Origin of the sequence: Aequorivita soesokkakensis (assembly GCF_001641085.1) — a bacterium.
In the GTDB taxonomy this organism is placed as follows: Bacteria; Bacteroidota; Bacteroidia; order Flavobacteriales; family Flavobacteriaceae; genus Aequorivita; species Aequorivita soesokkakensis.
In genome coordinates, this window is sequence record NZ_LXIE01000001.1 from 482,687 (window position 1) to 508,248 (window position 25,562).

A 25,562-nucleotide genomic window follows, 5' to 3' on the forward strand; every position below is an offset into this window, starting at 1 on the left:
GATAACGTTTTGTAACGAGTGAGCAGCGCTAAGCCGAGGACGACAAAGATGATTCCTAAAACGGTTCCTAATACTTGATTGTTCATGATTCTTGATTTAAGCGTTCCTGTTCAGTGATTTCAGATATTCTTTTTTCAATAATCGGGGCAATTAGTGTTTTTACGGGATTGTGTTTTACGAAAGGAAAAAGTTCCAAATCGTTTTTCATTCGGTCGTTTTTATTTGGGTGGTAATTGGTTCCCAAAAGTTTCAGTTCGCCACTGTCAAATTGTTTTTGTTCCTTTTCGGCACTTTCCTTTATTTTCTTTTGAATAGTTCCTTCCTTTAATTGTTGAAGAAAACCGCCGCCTTTTTCTATTTCCTTAAAAAGCTGAAGCGCTTTTTCGGCAAGTTCATCCGTTAGGCTTTCAATATAATACGTTCCGTCCGCCGGATTGCTTACGGTATCAAAATAGCTTTCATGCTTTAAAATAAGCAATTGGTTGCGGGAAATGCGTTCGCCAAATTCGTTGCTTTTATGGTAGAGTGCGTCATAAGGCATATTGCAAACTGTATCTGCGCCGCCTAAAACTGCGCTCATGCATTCGGTGGTGCTTCGGAGTAGGTTTACGTTGTAATCGTAAAGGGTTTTATTGCGTTTTGAAGGCGTTGCTATTATATGGCAAGTTTCATTTATGCCGTATTCGTTAGCCAAGGTTGCATAAAGTTTTCGGAGGGCGCGGATTTTCGCTATTTCGAAGAAGTAGTTTGGGCCGGTTGCGAGGTTGAAGGTTAAACTTAAAGATTGCTTCGTTTCACTCGCAATGTGGTTTAAATATTCGTTAGCATGTGCTAAGGCGTAGGCTAATTGTTGCACTATGTTGGCACCTGCGTTTTGGTATAAGCTTGTATCTACTGAAAGAAGATTTTGCGCAGTGTTTTTTTGAAAAATATTGTCGAGAATTTCGTGGTCCTTTTTCAGATTGTGAAACCAGTTTCCTGTGCGGGCAAGGTTTCCTATTAAGTCTATGTTATAATAAACGGTTGCTTTTTTTTCTGAAAAGAATTTGAGGAGTTTGTTGTAAAAAGCTTCGGATAGAAATGTTAAGTTGAAATAAATTGAAACGGTTTTAAACGGGAAATCCTTAAAAACATTTCGTGGTTCAAAATCTTCGGCAGCGGTAAAAATTATCGCCTCTGCACCTCTTTCCGAAGCATTCAAGGCAATACTGTTTGCTATTTTTTCGTCATCAATAAAGATCTTTTGGGCAATTTTCCAACTTTCCGGCTGTCCGGGAATGTGCTGTAAATCTTCCTTAAAATCGTCTTCGTGATAAAACGGTTTTACATGAATGCCTTCGGGGCTTTTCCAAACTAGCGTTTCATTGTAATCCGCCCCTTTTAGATCGAACTGTATCTGCTGTTTCCATTGTTTGGCGGAAACTTCATCAAAACCCTCAAATAAAAATTTGCTCATCGCTTTTCTTCTTTTTTGATGCTGTCTTCGTTTTCAATTATATAAATGTCTTCGTTTTCCTTTTTCAAATAATATTTTTCACGGGCAAATTTCTCCATCTCGCCGCTATCCTCCATTTTTTTTATAAAACTTTTATCTTGGTCTATTTCCTTTTGATAAAACTCTGCATTATCCTCCAAGGCATTGATATCACTATCCAATTCGTGATGGATCAAATAGGAATTGGCATCAAAGAAAATCATCCAAACAATGAAAAGGACGAGGATAAGCACGTATTTATTACTTATAAACCTGACCCACTTTTTCTGTTTAAATTCTTTAAAATTCACGATTCGGTATAACTTATTTTTTGGTGAATAATACTCCTTATAACGTTTACGGCAACGGTGTTGTATTTATTTGTGGGAATTATAATATCCGCAAATTCCTTTGTTGGCTCTATGAACTGTTGGTGCATTGGCTTCAGCGTTGTTTGGTAGCGGTTTAAAACTTCTTCCAAATCGCGGCCGCGGGTGGCTATGTCGCGTTTCAACCTTCGTATCAAGCGTTCGTCGCTATCTGCGTGCACGAAAATTTTTATATCGAACATTTCGCGAATGTCGGGATGCGCCAAGATTAAAATCCCTTCCACAATAATAACCTTTTTTGGGAATGTAGTAATCGTTTCGCCCGTTCTATTGTGCTCCACAAAGGAATATACAGGCTGTTCAAAGGAATTTCCTTTCCGAAGTTCTTTTAAATGACTCACCAACAAATCAAAGTCTATTGCTTTGGGATGGTCAAAATTTATTTTTTTGCGTTCATCCATAGATAAATCACTGGTATCGTGATAATAGGAATCCTGCGAAATAACACAAACTTCATCCACGGGAAGTTCAGCAACTATTTGATCTACCACTGTGGTTTTCCCGCTTCCGGTGCCACCGGCGATGCCAATTATGAGCATATTTTAAAGGTTTATACAAAGGTAGGGAAAAGGGTTGCAGGTTTCAAGTTTTAATTAATAGTCGATGGGTTTATGAGTTTAGAAATTTAGAAGTTTAGAAAAACGTGGGTAATGCTAAACTCATCGACTTCTAAACTCATCGACATTAATTTCGCATCTCCTATCTCGTATCTCGTATTTCGTATCTCGCACTTCTTTCCTATTTTTGAAATCAATAAAATTGAAATGAAAACAATCCTGCTCCATCCTTCCTATTTTCCTTCCATTGAACAGATGGCGGCTGTGGCGCAGGCTGAAAAAGTGGTTTTTGAAGCGGAAGATAATTACCAAAAGCAAACCTACCGAAACCGAACATTTATTGCACACAGCAACGGCAGGCTTTTGTTGAACATTCCAATAAAACATACGGGAAAGCGCAGAAAAACAAAAGATGTGATTGTTGAAAATGATTTTCCGTGGCAGGAACAACATTGGAAGAGTTTACAAAGTGCTTATCGCACCTCGCCTTTTTTTGAATATTACGAAGACGATTTAAAACCTCTATTTACAGAGCCCGTTGGAAATTTGATGGAACACAATCTTAAAATATTCGATTTGTTGTGCGAACTGATTGGGATTGAAGTTGATGTTTCAAAAACTGTTGGTTTTGAAAAAAATCCTGAAATCACCGATCTGCGGATTTTGATTGATGCAAAAAGAAAGTCGAATTTTGAAGCGGAAGTATATACGCAAGTTCACGAAGCAAATCATCCTTTTTTACCGAATCTTTCGGTCCTGGATTTACTTTTCAATGAAGGGCCAAATGCGTTAAGTTATTTGGAAAGAGCCCCTCTGCCCGTCGGGCATCTCCCCAAAAGGGAGAATACATCAGAGTAAAAATTCCCCCTTTTGGGGTTAGGGGGCCTTACCACCCCACCGTTGCCCGAACGGCATAATGGTCTGAAAACGTTTTCTTCATTGTATCGAATGAAATAATATCGAGCCCTTCCGAAGCAAAAATATAATCAATCCGCATAGGGAATTTTTCAAACTTAAAAGTCGTTCCCAAGCCGTTTCCGCGCTCGCGGAAAGCATCCTGCATTCCGTCTTTCAATTTTCGATAACTGTATGAAAAGGGTGTATTGTTGAAATCGCCGCAAATAATTACAGGATACTTAGTTTTTTGTTTGTGCTCCAAAATTGCCTCCACTTGGTTTTGCTGTTTTTCAAACGCGCCGGAAACACGTTTTCGAAGTTTTTCGTTATCGCTTTCCTGAAGAAAACTAACACGTGGAATTATTCCCAGCGACTGTAAATGCACACTGTAGATGCGCAAGGTATCATTTCCTTTCACAACATCTGCATACAGTGTATTGTTGTAAGTATCTTTAAAATCGAACCCGCCTGTGTTAATCAACGGATATTTAGAAAAGAAGGCGTGGCCAAGTTTTGCCTTTTCAGAACTAAAGTGAATATATTGGTATGGATAGGCCGAAAAATCTACTTTGTTGGGTTTATAATATTCCTGCACAAAAACCACATCTGGGTTTTCTTCGGTAAGTATTTCAGAAATTATTTGTGAAGCATCAATTTTAGAGTCTTTTTCATACGCATTGAACAAACGAACATTGTATGAAAGCACATTTAGCGTGTTTTTATATTGCGAAACATCGCCTTCCGAAGACATTTCATAAAAAACATTAAAATAAAAATAGGAAATAAAAAGCACGGTAAATGATATAAAAAACCTACGCCGAAGCTGGATTGCCCAATAAATTGCAAAAAGGATATTTACGATAATAAGCAAGGAAACCACCAAACTTAGCAATGATAGCGTGGGAAAACTTTTTGGAGGCAAATAGGGCAAAACAAAAGAAATCAACAACAGAAATGCTGCAAGCAAATTGCCCCAGTATATCAATTTGTTGAGAGATTTCCGCATAATTTTAATCCTCTTTCCCGGCTTTAAACAGAAAGTCCTTTTCTTCTTTCGTAAGACTTTCATAACCGCTTTTACCTATTTTGTCCAAAATGCCATCTACCTTTTTTTGGTTTTCAGATTTTGCTTCTTTGGGTTTAGAACGCTGGGGCGTGGGTTGTGTTGTGCGATGCACTTTTTTGAAAGGCTTTTTTGTTCGTGGCTTGAAAATGTTTGCAATCCAATCCATAAAGTTTTCAAACCATTTACCAATGTCATTTCCTTTGGCAAGTTGGGTAGCATAAATAAATCCGAAAATACCTCCGCCCACATGCGCCATCAAACCTCCAGCATTGCCCGAAGTCGGCATCCGTATTAAATCAAAAAGAAATATAAACAGTGCAATGTGCCAAAGTTTTATGGTAAAGGTAAAAAGACGCACTTCAGTATTTGGTGTATAGGTAGCTATAAAAATCATAATTGCCGTAACAGCTCCTGAAGCGCCAATGAGAGAGCCATATTTTTCAGCAAAAACTGGAAAAAAATTATAGGTAATTACAAAAAGAATTCCACCGAAAAGGGCGCCCAGCAAATAGAGCGTCAACAATCTTTTTCCTGAAAAAAGATTTAACACAAACTGCCCAAACCAATAGAGCCAAAGCATATTGAACAGAATATGAAGAAAGCCAAAATGCAGAAATCCGTATGTAATTAAAGTCCAAGGGCGGACTAAAATCAAATTCAAATTGTCATACAAAATAAACCAGCGTGAAAAGTATTGTTGGCTTACATCCAAAAAGAAAGCTCCCAAACGAACTACCAAAAATACAGCAACATTTATAACAATGAGCTTGACTAAGATATTGGCCGTTTTATATTGATATGCAAGGTTTGGCGCTGCCATAGTTAATTCCAGCGATGGTTATCAAAACTGTTCTTTTTCCAATACCAAGCCATAATAAAGCCGAAAAGTGCGCCGCCAAGATGTGCCCAGTTTGCAATATTCTGCCCGAAAAGAGAAAAACCAGTTAATCCAGAAAACAAATCCAAAAGCAATAATCCGGGAATAAAATATTTCGCTTTTATGGGAATTGGAAGGAATATTAGCATTAATTCGGTATTGGGATATAATATTCCGAAAGCAACCAAAACCCCATAAATAGCACCAGAGGCACCAACTGCCGAAGTATTAAATATTGTAAAAATATTATCTAATTTGGTCTGAGAAACAACTTCCAAAATACTCCTACTGCCACCTGTTCCAGTAGTTAAAAAATTACTCACATCAGTTTGGCTCCAACCTCCTGCCAACAATGCATCGGTAACACTATGGATTTGAAAATATGATACCGTTAAATGCACCAATGCGGCTCCCAAACCAGCAGAAAAGTAGAAGAACAAAAATTTGTTTCTTCCCCATTGCATTTCTAGGGGGCTACCGAACATATATAAGGCAAACATATTAAAGAGAATATGCATAAAATTTTCATTATCGTGCATAAACATATGTGTGATAGGCTGCCAAAATTGGAAATTGGGATTCTCAAAATAATAAAGAGAAAACAATTTGTAAGCAATTTCACCCGAAAGCAATGAACCAATGAACATTAAGACATTGATTATAATTAAAACTTTTACCGTTTCGGTTATTCTTCCCATTTATATAAATTTTTTATCAATATCGTTTGCATCCAAAGTCGTGAAAACCAATTTATTGTTCGGACTCACACTTGGTTCCTTGCACGCAAACAGTTGATTTATTAAATGCTCGCGCTCTTCCTTATTCAACGAAACACCTGTTTTTATTGCCATACTTGCGGCCATAGATTTTGCAAGCTTATCGTTTTGGCTAAAACCACTATCGGGCACTTCTTCCTTTATATCGTGCACCAATTGGTTGAGCAAATTTACAACATGGCTTTCAAGTATCAGCACGGGAATTCCGCTAATCTCAATAGTTTCCTCTTTCATTTCTGAAAAAATAAATCCCGTGTGTTCCAATTGCTCGCGAATTTTTTCAATAATTTCAACATCGGGTTTTGAAAAATGCAATTGCAGCGGAAACAACAATTGCTGGCTAACCGCTTCTTTTACGGTGATATTTTTCAAAAGTTCTTCGTAAAGAATCCGTTGGTGTGCAAGGTTTTGATGGATAATCATCATTCCGTTTTTCAGCGGACTTACAATATATTTATTCTGAAGTTGAAAGGTTATCTGCCCAGTTTCTGCTTCAGAATTTCCAAATAGACTTCCGGTTACTTCCTCGCTTTCAAATTCAATATCTTCCAAGCCAGAAATTGCAGCTGTTTCATCTTTTAAACCTACATATAATGATTCCCATGAAGCAGATTGTTCCCGTTTAAAAGGAAAATTGATATTGCCCTGTTTCGGCTTTTCCTTAAAAGGATTGAAATCCCGATCCACTTCTATGGACGGTACGGTAGGCTGTTTTTTGCTATAATCATAAGGTGTGTCAAAACCTTTGTCCCTTTCAAAATCAAGTACGGGCGCAATATTGAATTGCCCCAAACTGTGCTTTACCGTCGCGCGAAGCATTGCATAAATGGAATGTTCATCGTCAAATTTAATTTCGGTTTTTGTGGGATGGATGTTGATATCTATGGAATGTGGATCTACTTCCAAAAACAAAAAATAGCCAGGATGAATATCATTTTTCACCAAGCCTTCAAACGCTGAAGCCACTGCGTGATGCAGGTACGGACTTTTTATAAAACGATCATTCACAAAAAAGAACTGTTCTCCCCTGCTCTTTTTTCCGAATTCAGGTTTCAGAACAAAGCCTTCAATTTTTAAAATTTCGGTTTCTTCACTTACGGGAACCAATTTTTCATTGGTTTTACTGCCAAAAATATTTACAATCCTTTGGCGCGAATTTGAGGATGGAAGATTAAAAACATCACTTCCATTGTGAAGCATTTGAAATGCGACGCTTGGGTGCGCCAAAGCCACTCGGTGAAATTCGTCAATAATATGGCGGGTTTCCACGGAATTGCTTTTTAAAAAATTTCGGCGTGCAGGAATATTATAAAAAAGGTTTTTTACTGATATGGTCGTTCCTTTTGGAACTACAGCTGGATCCTGTGAAATTACTTTGCTGCCTTCAATGGTTAAATGGGTACCTATTTCTGAATTTTCTGTTTTCGTTTTAAGTTCCACATGAGCAATTGCAGCAATGGAAGCCAGCGCTTCCCCGCGAAAACCTTTTGTATGAAGATTAAAAAGATCTTCAGCCGATTTAATTTTTGAAGTTGCGTGCCGCTCAAAACTGAGGCGCGCATCAGTAACGCTCATCCCAATGCCGTTATCGGTAACCTGAACGAGGGTCTTCCCCGCATCTTTAATTAAAAGGGTAATTGAGGTTGCTTTCGCGTCTATGGCATTTTCAAGCAATTCCTTCACTACCGAGGCGGGTCGCTGAACAACTTCGCCAGCTGCAATTTGATTTGCAACGTGATCCGGTAATAACTGAATAATGTCTGCCATTAAAATTTATGCGTAGAAAATAGATAAATCGAATTCAATAATAAATAGGAAAATAAGTATAAGAATTGCAATTATAACGATCAACCTTCGGTTTGCAGTTTTATCGGAAGATTGCCGTAAATCTGCCCAAGCCGTTTTAAATTTCCCTTTTAAGCCTTGGTTATCGCCAACCGTAGTACGGAATTGGTCAAATTTATGGCCCATTGAAAAAGGGCTGCTTTCACCATCATGTTCAAAATGCCGTGGTTGGTAACTGTACTTTTTGTTTTTTCTTTTGCTTATTAGTCCCATAATTGTCGTGCTTCAAAGTTACTGAAAATACTGTGCTTTCTAAAGTGTTTCTAAAGCTTGTTTTGAACAATTACTGTACCGTTCTCAGTTCTCAGTTGTCGGTTGTCAGTTGAAAGGGATTTGGGGTTTTGAAATTCTTAGAAGTGAACTAAATTATTACATAGAATTACTCAGAGAATTGTAAAGTTACGCAGAGAAGAAAAAATTAATTTCTGATCCCACATTTCGCACTTCTAATTTCGTATTTAGAACTTTGACTCTTTCCGCAGTTGTGCCATTTTGATTGCCGCGATTGCAGCTTCCGTTCCTTTGTTGCCGTGTTTGCCACCGCTTCGGTCTATGGATTGTTGCATATTGTTATCGGTAAGCACACAGAATATTACAGGAATATTACCGTGAACATTCAAATCTTTTATGCCTTGTGAAACAGCTTCACAAACATAATCGAAATGTTTTGTTTCACCCTGAATCACGCTTCCAATAGCAATAACTGCATCCAGCATATCATAGCTTTGCGTGATTTGTTTACATCCGAAAATAAGTTCAAAACTACCGGGAACATTCCAACGAACAATGTTTTCATTGATGGCGCCACAGTCCTTTAAAGCATCAAAAGCACCTTGGAACATACCTTCTGTAATTTTGGAATTCCATTCTGAAACAACAATCCCAAACCGAAAGTCCTTCGCGTTTGGGATTGTTGTTTTATCGTAAGCCGATAAATTTGTATTTGCTGTAGCCATTTAGTTTTTCATTCCTTCAGCGCGGCCGGTATAGATTTCGGCTTTTGCAGCTTCAGTTGCTTTTGGATAATCGTCTGCTATCTTTTTGAAATGCGCCAATGCTTTATCACTTTGGTTCAAAGCCATTGCAGCAATTCCAGCTTTCAAAAGAAAACGTGGCGTTGTGAAATCGTTAGTGCGCATTGATGCCGCTTCTTCGTAATATTTCAACGCATCCTCGTTTTGACCCAATTGCGCAAAAGCATCACCAATTGCTCCTTTAGCCAATGGTGCCAAAATATCATCATCACTGCTGAATTTATCCAACTGTGCAATAGCATCTTGGTATTTATTGGTATTCAAATAAGCCATTCCTGCATAGTAATGTGCAAGATTGGCAGCGTTTGTTCCGCTGTAATTTTCAATAATATCGATGAAACCGTATTTACCTTCTCCGCCATTCAGTGAAAGATTGTAAAGAGAATCCTTTGCTGGAGCGGTCAAAGCTTGTTCCCAATAGCTCTGCGCTTGGAACATTTCGTTCATCGCCTCAGTTTCTTTAGGTGCTTTAATATACTGATTGTATGCAAAGTATCCCAAAACAGCAACAGCCACAACTATAATAAAAGCCAAGATGGCCTTTTGGTTTTTTTCTACCCAAGCCTCAGTCTTCGATGCGCCTTGATCCAGCGTATTGAATACTTCTGCCGTTGTGCTGTGGTCTTCTATTTCTGACTGCTTTTCAGCTTTTGTTTTTGATTTGCCTCCGCGTTTGTTGTACGTTGCCATAGTGTTGCTTCAATTTATAAGATTCCCGTCGCTGCGGGAATGGCGCAAAAATAAAATTTTTAATGGAATTTGAAAGGATAAATATTTCTTATTTTTTAATAATTTGCAAAGCGGTTATTCTTCCTTTTCAGAAAACATACTGAAGCGCAACCCATTCATTCTTATGATTTTACAAAAACTGTCCTTATTAAACTATAAAAATTTTGAAGCCGAATCTTTCGACTTCGACCCAAAAATAAATTGTTTTGTGGGAAATAACGGCGTGGGAAAGACCAATGTGCTGGATGCAATCTACCATCTTTCCTTCGGAAAAAGTTATTTTAACCCAATCACAACCCAAAACATAAAACATGGAGAAGAATTTTTTGTGGTTGAAGGTTTTTACGAAAGAAAAGAAACGTCCGAAAAAATTGTGGTAAGTGCAAAAAAAGGGCAGAAAAAAATCATAAAACGAAACGGAAAGGCTTACGACAAATTCAGTGAACACATTGGGTTTTTGCCTTTAGTAATAATTTCTCCGGCAGACAGGGATTTGATTATTGAAGGAAGCGATACACGGCGTAAATTTGTTGATGGTGTTATTTCGCAACGCGATTCAGATTATTTAAATACGCTCATTAAATACAACAAAGTACTAGCCCAGCGCAATTCATTATTGAAATATTTTGCGGCAAACAATACTTTTAGCCAAGACACGATAGATATTTACAACGAACAGCTTCACAATTTCGGGACTTCTATTTTTGGAAAGCGGACTGCTTTTTTGGAGGAATTTTTGCCAATATTTTTAAATCGATACAAATCCATCAGCAGCGGAGAAGAAACTATAAATTTAGTTTACGAAAGTCAGTTGCAGGAAAACGATTTATTGACGTTGCTTCAGAAAAATATTACGAAGGATAAAATTACGCAATACACCAATTTCGGAATACACAAAGACGATTTGGTTTTTGAAATTGATGGACATCCCATCAAGAAATTTGGGTCGCAAGGCCAACAAAAATCGTATCTTATTGCTTTGAAGTTGGCGCAATTCGATTTTATAAAAAACCATTCAAAAACGAATCCTATTTTGCTATTGGATGATATTTTTGATAAATTGGACGAAACGCGGGTGGAGCATTTAATTACTTTGGTTGACAATGAAAATTTCGGGCAGCTTTTTATAAGCGATACACACGCTGAGCGCACTGAAGAAGTGATAAAAAAAGTGCATCAGACATATAGAATGTTTCCGTTAGCACTATAATCTCTGTGTTCTCTGTGCCTCCGTGGTAAATTTTACACCACAGAGACACAGAGGACACAAAGAAAATTTTAAAACGAATGAAATATAAAATAATATTCTTACTAATTACGATTTTTACTATTTCCTGTGAAAAACCAAATCCAGAAGTCCAAAAACAAAACCTCAGCGGCTATTGGGAAATAAAAACCGTGAAAATGCCCGATGGCGAAAAAAAGAAATTTGATGTAAATACTGTTGTGGATTATATTGAAGTGAAAGGCGACAGCGGTGCAAGAACTAAAGTTTCCCCAAAATTTGACGGAACTTTCACAACCAATGGCATTTCGGAAGATTTCATTTTAAAAATTGAGGAAGACAGTTTGCGGATGTATTATAAAACTCCGTTCGACGAATGGAAAGAAACCGTTATTGAAGCAAAGGATAGTACGTTAACTGTTAAAAACAGAGACAATAAAATTTACACCTATTCAAAATTCAAAAAGTTTGATTTTGAAAAACCGACAACTGACAACTGATAACCCACAACAGAGAAATGGCAAAACGACACGCAGAAAACATATCAATTGGAGATGCTTTAAAAGAGTTTATCGGCGCCAACCGTTTGGAGAAAGGCCTTGATAAAGTGAACGCAAAAGAAGCTTGGGATTCGGTTATGGGGGTTGCCATTTCAAAATATACAACAGATATTAAATTGGATCGCGATACTTTATATGTTCAGCTTTCATCTTCCGTCTTGCGGGAGGAATTGAGTTATGGGAAAGAAAAAATCATTAAACTTTTAAATGAGGAATTGGGTAAGAAATTGATTGCTAAATTGATTTTAAGATAAAAATTAATAGTTAATGGCAAATTAGAAGAACCTATTAACGAGACACAAATATGACATTGAGAAATATCTGTTCTTTAATGACTCTTACAATATTCTTGATAAGCTGTTCGTCAGGAATCAATAAAAATGAATCTGTAAAAACTGAAGAGCACTTTGTTGGAATTGAAAACATTCCAAAAGTTGATGTGGAAATAGAGCTAAATGACTCAATCCTAAACAAAGGGGATAAAATAATCCTTAAAATTAAACTTACAAATAATGGAAGTGAAATTCAAAAGCTTTTGTTTGACAAACCAATAACTTCAACAGGCGGACCTTGGGGAACCACTGGGAAAGTTATTAATCTTGAAAGTAAATCGTCAGTTTTAAAATATGAAAACAAGGCAATACTTTCATCACAATTTTATACAGAAGTCCAACTGATTAACTATTATTATAATTTACAACCTGGACAATCAATTGAAAGAAAATATGCTTTATCAGACATTGTTGTATTTGATACAAAAGATTATATTCTGACTTCTGGAAAATATCAAGTTCAGCTCTTTTACAATCTAACACCTTCAAACACTTTGAACTTTCGGATGAAATGAAAATAGAAAAGCAGCAACAAATTACTCAAACCAAAAACGCCCTCCAAAATGGAAGGCGTTTTCAATTAAAATATTCAGCAAATGCTTAAAACATTTCACGTCCAGCAAAATGAAAAGCACCTTCAATAGCTGCGTTTTCATCGCTATCACTTCCGTGTACGGCGTTTTCGCCAATGGAAGCTGCATATAATTTACGGATGGTACCATCGGCAGCATCAGCTGGATTGGTAGCACCAATCAAAGTACGGAAATCCTCCACTGCGTTTTCTTTTTCAAGAATTGCCGCAACGATTGGCCCGCGAGTCATATATTCTACCAATTCGCCGTAAAAAGGGCGCTCACTGTGTACTGCGTAAAATGCTTGCGCATCCTGCGTAGTCATGTGGGTAAGTTTCATCGCTACGATTCTAAAACCCGAAGCGTTTATTTTTTCAAGAATGGCGCCGATGTGTCCTTTTTCAACTGCATCTGGCTTTAACATTGTAAATGTTCTGTCTGTTCTCATTGTGTTTTTTAAAAATTTCGGCAAAAATACTATTAAAAGTTTAAAGCTCAAAGTTTAAAGCTTAAAGATAATCTTTCGGAAAAATTATATCATAAACCATTGGAACGACAGCATTTTAGAAACAATCACAAACGTTTAAAATATTAATTTTTACAAACAGATTTACCCCTTTGGGGGTTGGGGGGCTTTTCGTATCTTCGCGCCCTATGAATAAGGAAACTACCAAAATAGTTAAAAGACTGCTTGCTTCGCCTCAAAAAATTGTGGTCGTTGGCCATAAAAATCCCGATGGTGACGCTGTTGGCTCTTGTTTAGGGCTTTCTTTTTTCCTTAACAGACTTGGGCATAGGGCGGATGTAATTATGCCCAATGATTTTCCTGATTTTTTAAAATGGCTTCCGGGCGTGGATGATATTATTATTCACGAAAAAGAACAGGACAGAAGCATCAAGACCATTACAGAAGCATCGGTAATTTTTACTTTAGACTTTAATAGTTTAGATCGAATTGGTGATATGCAACAATTCCTGGAAGACAGTGATGCCAATTTTGTAATGATAGACCATCACCAGCAACCGGCAGATTATGCAATTGCAACCTATAGTGATGTAAGCATGAGTTCTACTTCTGAAATGGTATATCATTTTATGGAAGCTTTGGACGAACTTACCGCGTTGTGCATGGAAGTATCTACACAACTATATACCGGAATTATGACCGATACCGGCTCGTTTCGTTTTTCATCCACCACCGCCACTACACATCGCGTGGTTGCCCACTTAATTGAAATGGGTGCCGACAGTGCAAAAATTCACCAAAACGTGTATGATACCAACAGCCCGGACCGTATGAAATTGCTGGGCGTAGCGTTGAACAATCTTCACATTTTAAAGGAATACAATACGGCATACATTACACTTACCCAAAATGAGCTTGATACAAACAACTTCAAAAAGGGAGATACGGAAGGTTTTGTGAATTATGCGCTTTCTGTTCAAGGTGTTGAGTTTGCTGTAATTTTTATTGAGAACAAACAGGAGAATATTGTGAAAATCTCTTTCCGAAGCAAAAACAATTTTTCAGTGAACGATTTTGCCCGCAACCATTACAACGGTGGCGGACATATTAACGCTGCCGGCGGAAAAAGTTCGCAATCCCTTAACAAAACCATAACCGAATTTATTAGTATCTTGCCCCGTTATAAAGATGAACTCACTCATGCTTCCTAAGCTGTTTTATATTATCCTTTTCGCCACGCTAATTGTTTCTTGTAAAAGCCCTGAAGCTAGGCGCCCAGTGCAAAGTCACTCCGGAACATTTATAAAGGAATCTGCCGAGCGGAACAAAAAAATCTACGACGAAGAGAAAAGTTTTATCGAAAAAATCATTGCCAAAGACTCTACCAATAATTATATTTCTTCAGAAAGCGGTTTTTGGTATTTTTATAATAAAAAAGATACTTCAACTACAGAAATGCCTGATTTGGGAGATGTGGTAAAATTCACCTACGACATTAAAGATTTAAACGGCAGCGTTATTCTATCGGAAAAAGAAAATGGACTGCAACAATATAAAGTGGACCAAAGCAACCAAGAGCTTATTTCCGGTGTTCGCGAGGGCATCAAACTTATGAGGGAGGGCGAAACAGTTACCTTCCTTTTTCCTTCCTATAAAGCTTTTGGCTATTATGGGATCGAAGAAAAACTCGGCACCAATATTCCTGTGCAGAGCACTATAACTTTACACTCAATTGAACAATCAAACGAAAATTAATTAAACGATGAAAAAACTAACATTTTTATTTTTATTGCTTTCACTTGCATTAGCTTCCTGTCAGGAAAAATATCCTGATTTAAAAGATGGCGTATATGCTGAATTTATTACAAACAAAGGAACTTTTGTTGCCAAATTGAAAAACGAATCTGCTCCATTAACCGTTTCAAACTTTGTTGCGCTTGCAGAAGGTACCAACGGAATGGTAGATTCACTATACAAAGGAAAACGTTTTTATGACGGACTTACTTTTCACCGCGTAATCAAGGATTTTATGATCCAAGGTGGTGATCCAAAAGGAGATGGTTCTGGAAGTCCAGGCTATGCATTTCCTGACGAGATTACAGATACAATCCGTTTTAACAAAAAAGGTCTTTTGGCAATGGCAAATTCTGGCCCTGCAACCAATGGTAGCCAGTTTTTCATTACTTTAAAAGATACGCCTTGGCTAGACGGCCGTCATACTGTTTTTGGAGAAATAGTGGTTGGACAGGAAGTTGTGGATTCTATCGGAAACGTGGAAACCGAAAAGCCCGGCGACAAGCCAAAAGTGCCTGTAGTAATTGAAAAGGTGAACATCATCAACAAAGGTGATGTGAAGGTTCCATATTTCACTGAAGAGATGGGCAAACTTGAAAAAGAAAAGAAGGAAAAAGAAGAACGCATCAATAAAGTAGCGGCTTCCCAAGCTGAGGAATTGAATGCTATTAGAGCTAAAGCTGATTCAATGCCTTCAGGTATTAAAATTTATTTTAATGAAAAAGGAACCGGCCCGCAACCAAAAGAAGGAGACAAGGTAATGATGAATTACGCTGGCTATCTTGCAGATGGACATATGTTTGATTCAAATATATTATCAAATGCAGAGAGATTTGAAATGGTAGATGAAATGCGTAAAGCTGCCGGACAGTACACGCCAGTGCCAACAGATTATAGCACCGAAGCAAAATTGATTCCAGGTTTCCGCGAAGGATTATTGAATATGAAGGTTGGTGATAAAGCAACAATCTTTATTCCTGCTCATTTAGCATACGGAAAAAGAGGAATACCAGGAGTTATTCCTCCAGATTCTGAATTGATCTTTAACCTTGAAATTGTTGAGATAGTTCAATAATTTCAGTTTATCTTAAATATAAAGAGGAACCAGTTTTTAAAATTGGCTCCTCTTTTTTTTTTATCAATTTTCAGTTTTATTTCTTCGGAATATTTTTCAAAATTTCCAGTACAAACTCCCAGTATTTTTGAGCCGAAGAAATACTCGCGCGCTCATCGGGAGAGTGTGCTCCCTTTATGGTTGGCCCGAAAGAAATCATATCCATTTCTGGGTAATTCTGCCCTAAAATTCCACATTCCAATCCTGCGTGGCAAGCAGCTACATTTGCCTTTTCACCGTTCATTTTTTGGTAAAGATTGTCCAAAACCTTCAAAATAGGGCTATCCATATTTGGTGCCCAGCCGGGATAATCCCCAGCCAACTTTGCATCATAGCCAGCAAGCTCAAAAACAGAAGTGAGTGCGTTCGCAAGATTTTCTTTTGAAGATTCCACAGAACTACGGGTTAAGCATTCAATCTTTATATTTCCGTTTTCAACGGTAACTTTCGCAATGTTGTTTGAGGTTTCAACCAAATCCTCAATATCTGGACTCATTCTGTAAACGCCGTTGTGGGCTGCGTTCATTACATTCAGAAAATTCTTTTGATCTGCTTCTGCCATCACTTTCGCAATAGCTTCATTATTTTTTTCAGCAGTAATGGAAAGGTTTGGTTCCAAAGATTTAAATTCAGAAATAATTTCCTTTTTCATCTTTTCAAAAGCAGAAGTAAATTTTTCCTCTGAGGAAACCACAACTTGCGCCACACTTTCCCGCGGAATTGCATTCCGAAGACTACCTCCTTCAAGTTTTGCCAACTGCATAAAATCCTTTGTTGCAAAAAGCAAACGGTTCATCAGTTTGTTGGCGTTGCCCAAACCTTTAATAATGTCCATTCCGCTGTGGCCGCCATTTAATCCTTTCACTTTAATAGTATAAGTTGTTGAATTTTTTGGCGCTTCGGCTTCAGTATAAGTTCCGGTGGCGGTAACATCTACCCCACCGGCGCAGCCTACCCCTATTTCATCATCTTCTTCTGTATCAAGATTTAAAAGGATGTCACCTTTCAGTAAACCGCCTTTCAACCCTTTGGCTCCCGTCATTCCGGTTTCTTCATCTATTGTGAAAAGCGCCTCAATTGCAGGATGTTCAATTTCGTTGCTTTCAAGAATCGCCATAATTGTGGCAACTCCCAAACCGTTGTCGGCTCCAAGCGTAGTTCCTTTTGCACGAACCCAATCGCCATCCACGACCATTTCAATGCCCTGTGTGTCAAAATTGAAATTGGTGTCGTTATTTTTTTGGTGAACCATGTCCAAATGGCTTTGAAGTACCACAGCTTTACGGTCTTCCATTCCTTTGGTAGCTGGTTTGCGGATTATCACATTGCCCACTTCATCTTCCATCGTTTCCAGACCGAGACTTTTCCCGAAGTCTTTCATAAACGCAATAACACGTTCCTCTTTTTTTGAAGGGCGCGGTACGGCATTCAGGTCTGCAAAATTGTTCCAAAGGACTTTGGGTTTCAGGTTTCTTATTTCTTCGTTCATCAGTTATAGTTTTATTGTGAATATTTTTTTGCCACGAATGCACGAATTATTGTGTTTTTATGTGTGAAGTATTTCTGTGAAATACTTTGCGACAGAGTTAATAGAAATTAATTCGTGAATTAGTGGCAGAATTTCTACACACAATTCCTAAAAAAAATCATTCGTGCATTCGTGACAACACATTTCCACAAAATTACCTTTTTTCAATCGCTTTAAAAATTATGTGGAGAAAGATTTCCTTCGTAAGTTTGGATTATGCAAAAACGAACCTCAGCATTTCTCACGCTATTTCTAATTGTGCAGATTATTGCACTTCAGGTTTTAAAGCATTTCCCCGAATTTGTGGAAAAATATTACAGTCTCGGAATCTATCCGTGGATTTCAAAAATCTCCCGCTACATCTTTGGTTGGGTTCCTTTTTCAGTCGGTGATCTATTCTATTTGCTTATTGCGATTGTCGCAATTAGATGGCTTTATAAAAATGTGAAAAGGCTTAAAAACGATCAAGTGAGTTTTGTTGTAGATATTTTGGCAGCAGTTTCGGTGGTCTATTTTATGTTTCATGTACTTTGGGGTTTCAATTATTATAGGCTTCCACTTCATAAATCATTGGGTTTGGAAAATGATTACAATACAGAACAGCTGCTGAACACAACATATCGGTTTATTGAAAAAAGTAATTCAATGCACCGTGAATTGGGTTTTGCGGACAGTGTGAAAATTGAATTGCCCTACACCCAAAAGGAAATGTTCAAAAAAACCTTAAATGGTTATAAAAATCTTGAAGGGGAATTTCCGCAGTTGGCCTATTCGCCAAGAAGTATTAAAAAGAGTGGCTGGAGTTTGGGATTGACCTATATGGGTTATAGTGGTTATTTGAACCCATTTTCAGGCGAGGCGCAAGTAAATAATTTGATGAAAACCTATAAATTTCCAGTAGTTGCCTGCCACGAAGAAGCCCATCAAATAGGTTATGCAGCAGAAAATGAAGCGAATTTTATTGCCACGCTTTCTACCCTGCACAACGATGACCCATATATGCAATATGCGGGATATATTTTTACGTTGCGCTATTTGATAAATGAAATGGCACGAAGGGATGAAGCTAAATATGAAGAGCTATTAACCCAAATAAATCCCGGTATTTTGGAAAGCTATAAGGAAATGCGCGATTTTTGGGAAAGCTACCAAAACCCGTTCGAGGATTTCTCAAAAATATTTTGGGACAATTTCCTAAAAGCAAACAACCAAAGCCGTGGGATCATGAGTTATGATTATATGGTGGCTTTGATTGTTAATTATTATGAAGGCAAAACACTTTAAAAGAATCCTTCCCTACATTGTTTATTGATCATTGAACATATTCCGCTTCTGTTGGTTTTGCGAACACTGAAGCATCAAGCATAGTTTCGGTTGCGGTGATTTTATCAAATTTAATGTCCATCTTTTCGTCATGCGGCTTTCCGTTTTCCACATTCCACCAAGTTAGCTTTTCGGGTAGCAAAAGACCGTTTACATCTTGCCATTTGTCGTATTTTATAAAATGCCAATCATCACTTTTCTTTTGATCTTTAAAGGTAACTGTATATGCCAGCCAGGTCATTTTGTTGGTTTCAGAATCAAAATATAAAATGTATTCATCTTTTGGGGAATCGCCCACTCCATCGTTATATGAAATTTTGTAACCATTGTACATTTTGCCGTCAAGTTCAGTTGGTCCAACTTCTGCATAATTGGTTCCCGGATCTGCGATTACGAAAGGCATTGCATAAAAATAAAACATCAAATTGTGATAAAAAACAGGATTGCCCTCATAGCCCAAATCGTGTTTCAAAAGCCAAACTCCCTTTCCGTCATAACCAATAGACCAATCTTTGGACTCTATTTTGGTTTTTCTGTCGGGTAAGGAAACGGTGTGTGTTTCATCTCCTTTTTTCCCTTTCATCTCAAAACAGAGGTTGTTCATCTTTTTCCAATGGTCCAAACCTCCGTGAGCGATAAATACGTTTTGTAATGTTGCGGGATAGGTTTTTTCAGTGTTTGTTTGGGCATTCTTTGGATCGCCATCTGGGGCTTCCACTCCCGTTGAATCAAGTTCGGTGCCTTCAATCCGTGGATCTTCGCCCGTAGTTTTTTTATCGTCCCTACAAGACGAAAGAGAGATTATAAGTGCAGCAAAAAAAAGCAGTTTTTTCATAATGATTGGTTTTTAGTTGTTTAAAAGTAAAAAAGCTTCCCAGAACTGGGAAGCTTTTTAGAAAGGTTTATGATTTTTTGGAATTTAATATTTTATACTTGACCGCTTTGTGTTTTTTCAGTATTCTTGCTTCGCTAAAATCTGCTAGCTATGAAAAGAAAATATTTGTTTCAACTCCTATTTTTAGGCGTTCTTTTGCTTCTTCAATCGTGCGAGGTGCAAATTATGGACGACCGCCGTATCTTGGTAAAAGGAAATATCGTAGACAGTTCCAACAATCCCATTCCGGGAATTTCCGTACGCTGTGAGTCTTCCTATTTAAATTTAGGAGAAGCCATAAGTGATGCTAATGGCCAATTTGAATTTACATCTTTAGAAGTGGAAACCTATAACTCGTTAAATATTACCGTAAATGTGAAGGAGGACGGTTATTACTATTATGATGATTATAATTATGGGAATTTAGAAAACCCCGCTTATTCTGCTAAAAATTATTTCAATAATGCTACAAACCGTAACGCTGCCACCTATAATTTAGGAAGAATACAACTCAATGAGGTAGCAAGGCTTGCCCTTTTCATAAACAATACTCCGGGAGATAACAATTCGCTTGCTTATAAATTAAATTATGATACCTCGGTTTGCCAAATAGATCTTAACGTAAGCGATTCTGAAGATTGCAAATCTTTTGACAATTCTTACAATCAGCTGGATCCTAGTTCTTCTAGCTTTGATATAGAATTGGAAAGCCAATTGGGGACAACTGTACTTTTCAAATATATATTGAACAACGAACCAGAACAAACCATCGCTATACCGCTAACAAATCTAGAAAATACATATGTTTTTGAATATTAAAACGCTTATCCTGGCTCTCGTTTTTTCAACTGCAGTAGTTGCGCAAGAAACTGGAGGTACTGAAAACACAGAATCCAACACCCAACAGGACCAAAAAGGGCCTGGTAGAAATGTAGGGAACATAGAGTTCGGGCCTTATTTCCCTATAGCTTTTGGCGATAATTTTGTTACCAATGGAATGGATTTGAAAATGGGCGGAAGACTGTCTCTTAAAGTAAATGCATTCAAGGACTTTTATGTGGGCCCATATTTCAGTTTTTTTAAGGGAAATGTAACCGATCGGGAATTATTGGGTAACTACAGCCACACCACCAACTATGTGGTTGGGGGAATTTTAGGCTATGAAAAGCACATAAATAAATTTGATATTAGCCTAGGTCTTGGTGTTGGTGCGGCAAGTTATAACAATCGTGGTTCAGGCGATGGTTTTAGGGATACTGCTACGGCAGTTTGGTTAAACCCGGAAGTTAGTTATCGTTTCACAACATATTTAGGATTTTACGTTGCACCAGAAATTCGCCACGATTTTATGAATATTGATGTGCCTGCGGAACTTGAAGATACATTTAAAGGGGCGAATTACTTAAATATAAGTATTGGCCTTCGCATAAATTTGGGTACGGCATATAAGTATTTGTAACATATCTTTGTGGTATGTACAAAAACATCACAAGTTTTCAGAATCCGTTGATAAAACAGATTGTTTTACTACAGGAAAAATCGCGCGAACGCAGAAAAACAGAACTGTTCGTTATTGAAGGTCAGCGTGAAATTTCACTGGCAATAAAAGGTGGTTATCTTTTGAAAAACCTTCTTTTTTGTCCCGAAATCATTTCTGAGGAAGAAATTTTTATACTGAAAGAAACCGCAAATAGCGAAGCGGAATTCATAGAAATTGCTTCAGATATTTATGAAAAATTAGCCTACCGAAGCTCCACCGAAGGGGTTTTGGCAATTGCACACGCAAAAAATCTAAACATTTCAAACCTAAAACCTGAAAGCAAAAACCCTTTAATTTTAGTAGCCGAAGCCCCCGAAAAACCTGGTAACATTGGCGCCATACTTCGCACCGCTGATGCCGCAAAGGTAGATGCCGTAATCATCGCCAACCCAAAGACAGATATGTTTAACCCAAATATTATCCGCAGTAGCGTGGGTTGTTTGTTCACCAATAATGTAGCAACGGGAAGCACTTCAGAAATCATTTCATATTTGAAGGAAAAAAATATAAATATCTACTGCGCTGCTCTTCAAGCCTCCGTTCAGTACGACTCCATAGATTTTAAAAAAGCAACTGCGATAGTTGTAGGCACTGAAGCCACAGGACTTTCCGAGGAATGGATACAAAACAGCACCCAAAATATCATTATCCCGATGCAGGGCGAAATAGACAGTATGAATGTTTCCGTAGCCGCAGGAATACTTATATTTGAAGCCAAAAGACAGCGAAATTTTCTTTAAAGAATCTCGTAAAACACAATAGATGAATGCCAAATTCCAAATAGGCATATTTTGGAATTTGGTGTTTTTAATTTGGAATTTAAAATGAAACCAGAAACTCTTTTTTACATAATAATAGCAATCCTAGTCATCAGCTTTGTTATTGACCAAATTTTAGATTTCCTTAATGCAAAACACTTTAACGACCCACTACCAGTAGAATTGCAGGACGTTTTTGATCAAGATGAATACAAAAAATCGCAACGCTACAAAAAGGAACGTTACAAATTTGGAATACTCACAGCCGCCGTTTCCCTCATTGCTACCCTTCTCTTCTTCTTTTTAGACGGTTTTGCATTTGTAGACAGTTTAGCCCGTTCCGTTTCAAACAATGAAATTATCATCGCCTTGGTTTTCTTCGGAATTATTATGATTGCAAGTGATATTTTAAGCACACCTTTCAGCTATTACAGCACCTTCGTTATTGAAGAGAAATACGGTTTTAATAAAACCACACCTAAAACTTTTTTCCTTGACAAACTGAAAGGTTGGGCAATGGGCGCCGTTATTGGGGGAATTCTTCTAAGTGCAATTATTTGGTTTTACCAAAGCACGGGCAAAAACTTTTGGCTTTACGCTTGGGGCGTCATTACCGTTTTCACTGTTTTAATGAATCTTTTTTACGCGCGTTTCATCGTTCCTCTTTTCAACAAACAAACCCCTTTGGAAGAAGGCTCCCTCCGTTCCCAAATTGAAACCTATGCTTCAAAAGTAGGATTCACCCTCGATAAAATCTTTGTGATAGACGGCAGCAAGCGCAGCACAAAAGCCAACGCCTACTTTTCAGGATTCGGCAGCGAAAAGCGCGTTACGCTTTATGATACTTTGATAAAAGATTTAAACGAAGAAGAAATAGTAGCCGTCCTCGCGCACGAAGTTGGGCATTACAAACGAAACCATATAATCATCAATCTTTTCGCCGCAATAATAACCACAGGATTTACACTTTGGCTACTTTCACTTTTTATAGCAAATCCATTGCTATCGGAAGCATTAAATGTTTCACAACCTTCCTTTCACATTGGCTTGATAGCTTTCGGCGTACTTTACAGCCCCATCTCCGGCATCACAGGATTGTTTATGAATTACCTCAGCCGTAAGTTTGAATACCAAGCAGACAATTACGCAAAAACCACCTATGCTGCCTCACCTTTGGTTACAGGTTTAAAAAAACTCTCTAAAAACAGTCTAAGTAATCTTACACCGCATCCATTGTATGTGTTTGCACATTACTCACACCCTACGCTTTTGCAGCGCTTCAGGAATTTAAAGAAATGATTTTTATCATTTGAATATCTTGTAGGAAAAAATTACTTTGCAAACTCTTAAATACTTCAAATGAAAACAGCACTACTATTTCTTTCAGCAATACTTTTTTCCTTTTCAATTAGCGCACAGATTGACTTTGAGCCGCATATAACAGTTGACGATACAGGCGGTACAAATGGCGCCAATTCAGTATTTGCTGCAGATCTGGATGGCGATGGCGATATGGATATGATTTCCGCTTCCACAAATGATGATAAAATAGCATGGTACAAAAACATTGACGGATTAGGTGCCTTTGGGCCCCAGCAAATAATTTCAGAAACCGCATTGGGAGCTTATTCTGTTTTTGCAACAGATATTGATGGTGATGGTGATATGGATATTCTTGCAGCATCTTATTTTGATGATACCATTGGTTGGTTTGCAAACAACGGCCAAGGAACTTTTGGTTCAAGACAAATAATTTCTACCCTAGCAGATGGCGCATCCTCAGTATATGCAAATGATGCTGATGGCGATGGTGATATGGATGTATTTTCAGCTTCAGCTACGGATGATAAAATTGCTTGGTATGAAAACACGAACGGACAGGGAAATTTCGGAGCACAACAAGTGATTTCTACAAATTTTGATTACCCATTAGACGTTGTTGCAGGTGATATTGATGGTGATGGAGATATGGATATTCTTTCAGGTGCCAGATATAACAACAGCCGCGTAGCTTGGTTTAAAAACACAAACGGCCAAGGAAATTTTATCTTTCAACAAGAATTAAGCACAGATATTGCATATTGCAGAGGCGCTGTTCTTGCAGACATTGATGGTGATGGCGACCTAGATATTGCAGCAACTTCTTGGGCTTTTCCCAACCATAGAATAATTTGGTTTGAAAATACCAATGGACAGGGAAATTTCAATAATACACCTAACCTTATTGCCCAATTGACCAATAATGCACGTCCTGAAACAATATATGCAAAAGATTTCGATAACGACGGCGATTTGGATATAGTTGTTGGAACTGATAATGAAGGACTATCTTGGTTCAAAAACAATGGTTCCGGTACTTTTGGAGCGCAACAAATTATAGATAGTAATGTTGAAGATGTGCGTGCGGTCTTTTCCGCAGATATAGATACAGATGGCGACCAAGACATACTTATGGCTGCTAACAGGGCAGATAGAATAGCTTGGCACAAAAACACAAATGGACAAGGAAATTTTGGGCCAGCTAATGTATTGGCAGAAATAAATGGCGCCAATGGACCCATAAAAGTTATCTCGGTAGATTTGGATGGCGATGGTGATAAGGATATACTTACAGCATTAACGAATGACGATAGAATAGCTTGGCAAGAAAACCTTGACGGACAGGGTAATTTTTCCGAACTTATAACCATTGCCACAATCAACAATCCCCTTTCAATATTTGCTGGAGATATAGATGGCGATAATGATATGGATATAATTGCAGCAAGTAGTAGCAGCAATGGTAAAGTGGTTTATTATAAAAACCTTGATGGCAATGCAACTTTTGGAACAGAACAGACTATTAATTTAGAAACCTACCCATCCGTTGTATATGCTGCCGATGTTGACAATGACGGAGATTTGGATGTTTTTTCCTCTGGCGACAGTACAAAAATAGTTTGGCAAGAAAACTTGGATGGTCAAGGAACATTCGGTCCAATGAATATAATAATGGAAGGGCCTTGGGTAAACGACACCTTATTTAGTGAAGATATTGACAATGATGGCGATATAGATTTGATTGCTGGATATTATGGTGCGGAAGACACCGTTGCTTGGTTTGAAAATATGGACGGTCAAGGTAGTTTTAGTGCAGCAAAAATAATTTCAACCAATTTAATTGTCCCAGATTGTGTATATGCGACAGATTTTGATAATGATGGTGATCAAGATGTAATTGCCACCTCTTATGGAACTGATGATATAATTTGGTATGAAAATACCGATGGACAAGGTACTTTTGGCAGTGAGCACACAATAACAACATCAGCCGACGGAGCAACGAATGTTTTTGCAGAAGACCTTGACAATGATGGAGATATGGATGCTATCTGTGCTACATTGCAAGGTAATGAAGTTATATATTATCTAAACGATGGTTCTGGAAATTTCAATTATCAGCAAATACTTGTTTCAAATTTCAGAACCGCCATTAGTGTTACTGCAGATGATTTTAATAATGATGGAAAAATGGACATTTTGGCATCCTCTTTTGCAAAGGATGAAATAATCTGGTTCGAAAATCGCGGCCCTCTCGGCATCGAAGAAAACACAACAAACCATTTCATCATCTATCCAAACCCAACAAGCGGAGTACTTTCAATAAATAATAGTTCAACAGTTTCTGAAATAACTATTTATAACAACCTCGGCCAACTCCTTTTAACTTCCAAAGAAAAGAATCAAATTGACATTTCAACTTTAGGCAAAGGCATATATTTCGTGAAAATTAAGAACGATAACGGACAAACTGAAACTAAAAAAGTGATAAAAAAATAAATTGAAGTATCTT

At 37.7% G+C, this 25,562-nt stretch carries 27 protein-coding genes; 14 read left to right on the top strand and 13 right to left on the bottom strand.

What is annotated here, in order from left to right; translation table 11 throughout:
- Window positions 1–82: 82 nt before the first annotated feature.
- Genes A7A78_RS02280 through udk form a run of 3 tightly spaced genes read right to left on the bottom strand, consistent with a single transcriptional unit; the run spans window position 83 to window position 2,402 of the window.
- The gene (locus A7A78_RS02280; protein WP_068760797.1) at window positions 83–1,456 is read right to left on the bottom strand and encodes a methylmalonyl-CoA mutase subunit beta; all 1,374 of its coding nucleotides are present in this window, start codon (window positions 1,454–1,456) and stop codon (window positions 83–85) included.
- On the bottom strand, window positions 1,453–1,728 hold the full coding sequence (locus tag A7A78_RS02285) for an FtsB family cell division protein (protein ID WP_341271709.1): 276 nt from the start codon (window positions 1,726–1,728) through the stop codon (window positions 1,453–1,455). The genes A7A78_RS02280 and A7A78_RS02285 overlap by 4 nt, the downstream gene beginning before the upstream one ends.
- Before the next feature lie 53 nt (window positions 1,729–1,781).
- Window positions 1,782–2,402 carry a uridine kinase gene (gene udk / locus A7A78_RS02290; RefSeq protein ID WP_068760799.1) on the bottom strand — a complete coding sequence of 207 codons (621 nt, stop codon included), beginning with the start codon at window positions 2,400–2,402 and terminating at the stop codon, window positions 1,782–1,784.
- 225 nt (window positions 2,403–2,627) lie between these two features.
- Here udk and A7A78_RS02295 point away from each other — a divergent pair, with 225 nt between their 5' ends.
- A complete protein-coding gene (locus tag A7A78_RS02295) occupies window positions 2,628–3,278 on the top strand; it encodes a WbqC family protein (RefSeq protein ID WP_068760800.1) in 651 nt (216 codons plus the stop codon).
- Window positions 3,279–3,306: 28 nt separating this feature from the next.
- On the opposite strand, the gene A7A78_RS02300 is transcribed toward A7A78_RS02295, so the two are convergent.
- From A7A78_RS02300 to A7A78_RS02330, 7 genes are all read right to left on the bottom strand, one after another.
- On the bottom strand, window positions 3,307–4,323 hold the full coding sequence (locus tag A7A78_RS02300) for an endonuclease/exonuclease/phosphatase family protein (protein ID WP_068760801.1): 1,017 nt from the start codon (window positions 4,321–4,323) through the stop codon (window positions 3,307–3,309).
- Between the two features lie 4 nt (window positions 4,324–4,327).
- Window positions 4,328–5,203, bottom strand: a complete 876-nt coding sequence (locus A7A78_RS02305; protein WP_068760802.1) for a rhomboid family intramembrane serine protease — start codon at window positions 5,201–5,203, stop codon at window positions 4,328–4,330.
- Between the two features lie 2 nt (window positions 5,204–5,205).
- Window positions 5,206–5,958: a rhomboid family intramembrane serine protease gene (locus tag A7A78_RS02310; protein ID WP_068760803.1), complete on the bottom strand. Its 753-nt coding sequence runs from the start codon at window positions 5,956–5,958 to the stop codon at window positions 5,206–5,208.
- A complete protein-coding gene (gene mutL / locus A7A78_RS02315; RefSeq protein WP_068760804.1) occupies window positions 5,959–7,803 on the bottom strand; it encodes a DNA mismatch repair endonuclease MutL in 1,845 nt (614 codons plus the stop codon).
- A 6-nt stretch (window positions 7,804–7,809) separates the two neighbouring features.
- Complete coding sequence (locus tag A7A78_RS02320; protein WP_068760805.1) at window positions 7,810–8,094, bottom strand: riboflavin synthase subunit beta; 285 nt, start codon at window positions 8,092–8,094, stop codon at window positions 7,810–7,812.
- A 245-nt stretch (window positions 8,095–8,339) separates the two neighbouring features.
- Entirely contained in the window at window positions 8,340–8,837 is a 498-nt protein-coding gene (gene ribH, locus A7A78_RS02325; RefSeq protein ID WP_068760806.1) for a 6,7-dimethyl-8-ribityllumazine synthase, read from the bottom strand.
- Window positions 8,838–9,605 (bottom strand): tetratricopeptide repeat protein, encoded by a 768-nt coding sequence (locus A7A78_RS02330; RefSeq protein ID WP_068760807.1) that lies wholly within the window; start codon window positions 9,603–9,605, stop codon window positions 8,838–8,840.
- 163 nt (window positions 9,606–9,768) lie between these two features.
- On the opposite strand from A7A78_RS02330, the gene recF reads away from it, so the two are divergent.
- The 4 genes from recF to A7A78_RS02350 all read left to right on the top strand — a co-directional run bounded on the left by recF (window position 9,769) and on the right by A7A78_RS02350 (window position 12,276).
- Entirely contained in the window at window positions 9,769–10,854 is a 1,086-nt protein-coding gene (gene recF / locus A7A78_RS02335; protein ID WP_068760902.1) for a DNA replication/repair protein RecF, read from the top strand.
- Between the two features lie 77 nt (window positions 10,855–10,931).
- Window positions 10,932–11,369 (top strand): lipocalin family protein, encoded by a 438-nt coding sequence (locus tag A7A78_RS02340; RefSeq protein ID WP_068760808.1) that lies wholly within the window; start codon window positions 10,932–10,934, stop codon window positions 11,367–11,369.
- A 17-nt stretch (window positions 11,370–11,386) separates the two neighbouring features.
- Complete coding sequence (locus A7A78_RS02345) at window positions 11,387–11,683, top strand: DciA family protein (protein ID WP_068760809.1); 297 nt, start codon at window positions 11,387–11,389, stop codon at window positions 11,681–11,683.
- A 56-nt stretch (window positions 11,684–11,739) separates the two neighbouring features.
- Entirely contained in the window at window positions 11,740–12,276 is a 537-nt protein-coding gene (locus A7A78_RS02350) for a hypothetical protein (protein WP_207489313.1), read from the top strand.
- An 85-nt stretch (window positions 12,277–12,361) separates the two neighbouring features.
- Here the strand turns inward: A7A78_RS02350 and A7A78_RS02355 are convergent, their stop codons facing one another.
- Window positions 12,362–12,781 carry a nucleoside-diphosphate kinase gene (locus tag A7A78_RS02355; RefSeq protein ID WP_068760811.1) on the bottom strand — a complete coding sequence of 140 codons (420 nt, stop codon included), beginning with the start codon at window positions 12,779–12,781 and terminating at the stop codon, window positions 12,362–12,364.
- 206 nt (window positions 12,782–12,987) lie between these two features.
- On the opposite strand from A7A78_RS02355, the gene A7A78_RS02360 reads away from it, so the two are divergent.
- From A7A78_RS02360 to A7A78_RS02370, 3 genes are read left to right on the top strand one after another with little or no spacing between them, the layout of a single operon-like run.
- A complete protein-coding gene (locus tag A7A78_RS02360) occupies window positions 12,988–14,010 on the top strand; it encodes a DHH family phosphoesterase (RefSeq protein ID WP_068760812.1) in 1,023 nt (340 codons plus the stop codon).
- Window positions 13,988–14,554: a gliding motility-associated peptidyl-prolyl isomerase GldI gene (gene gldI / locus A7A78_RS02365; RefSeq protein WP_242649241.1), complete on the top strand. Its 567-nt coding sequence runs from the start codon at window positions 13,988–13,990 to the stop codon at window positions 14,552–14,554. The genes A7A78_RS02360 and gldI overlap by 23 nt, the downstream gene beginning before the upstream one ends.
- A 7-nt stretch (window positions 14,555–14,561) precedes the next feature.
- Window positions 14,562–15,668: a peptidylprolyl isomerase gene (locus tag A7A78_RS02370; protein ID WP_068760814.1), complete on the top strand. Its 1,107-nt coding sequence runs from the start codon at window positions 14,562–14,564 to the stop codon at window positions 15,666–15,668.
- 76 nt (window positions 15,669–15,744) lie between these two features.
- On the opposite strand, the gene A7A78_RS02375 is transcribed toward A7A78_RS02370, so the two are convergent.
- Window positions 15,745–17,196: an aminoacyl-histidine dipeptidase gene (locus A7A78_RS02375; RefSeq protein WP_068760815.1), complete on the bottom strand. Its 1,452-nt coding sequence runs from the start codon at window positions 17,194–17,196 to the stop codon at window positions 15,745–15,747.
- A gap of 255 nt (window positions 17,197–17,451) precedes the next feature.
- On the opposite strand from A7A78_RS02375, the gene A7A78_RS02380 reads away from it, so the two are divergent.
- Window positions 17,452–18,519 (top strand): DUF3810 domain-containing protein, encoded by a 1,068-nt coding sequence (locus tag A7A78_RS02380; protein WP_068760816.1) that lies wholly within the window; start codon window positions 17,452–17,454, stop codon window positions 18,517–18,519.
- 28 nt (window positions 18,520–18,547) lie between these two features.
- Here the strand turns inward: A7A78_RS02380 and A7A78_RS02385 are convergent, their stop codons facing one another.
- Window positions 18,548–19,393 carry a DUF6503 family protein gene (locus tag A7A78_RS02385; RefSeq protein WP_068760817.1) on the bottom strand — a complete coding sequence of 282 codons (846 nt, stop codon included), beginning with the start codon at window positions 19,391–19,393 and terminating at the stop codon, window positions 18,548–18,550.
- A gap of 150 nt (window positions 19,394–19,543) precedes the next feature.
- On the opposite strand from A7A78_RS02385, the gene A7A78_RS02390 reads away from it, so the two are divergent.
- From A7A78_RS02390 to A7A78_RS02410, 5 genes are all read left to right on the top strand, one after another.
- Window positions 19,544–20,251, top strand: a complete 708-nt coding sequence (locus tag A7A78_RS02390; RefSeq protein ID WP_068760818.1) for a carboxypeptidase-like regulatory domain-containing protein — start codon at window positions 19,544–19,546, stop codon at window positions 20,249–20,251.
- Entirely contained in the window at window positions 20,241–20,891 is a 651-nt protein-coding gene (locus tag A7A78_RS02395) for a hypothetical protein (protein ID WP_131811088.1), read from the top strand. Before A7A78_RS02390 ends, A7A78_RS02395 begins: the two co-directional genes overlap by 11 nt.
- 14 nt (window positions 20,892–20,905) lie before the next feature.
- On the top strand, window positions 20,906–21,712 hold the full coding sequence (locus A7A78_RS02400; RefSeq protein ID WP_068760820.1) for a TrmH family RNA methyltransferase: 807 nt from the start codon (window positions 20,906–20,908) through the stop codon (window positions 21,710–21,712).
- An 84-nt stretch (window positions 21,713–21,796) separates the two neighbouring features.
- On the top strand, window positions 21,797–23,029 hold the full coding sequence (locus A7A78_RS02405) for a M48 family metallopeptidase (protein WP_068760821.1): 1,233 nt from the start codon (window positions 21,797–21,799) through the stop codon (window positions 23,027–23,029).
- 60 nt (window positions 23,030–23,089) lie between these two features.
- Window positions 23,090–25,549, top strand: a complete 2,460-nt coding sequence (locus A7A78_RS02410) for a T9SS type A sorting domain-containing protein (protein ID WP_068760822.1) — start codon at window positions 23,090–23,092, stop codon at window positions 25,547–25,549.
- The last annotated feature ends 13 nt before the right edge of the window (window positions 25,550–25,562 follow it).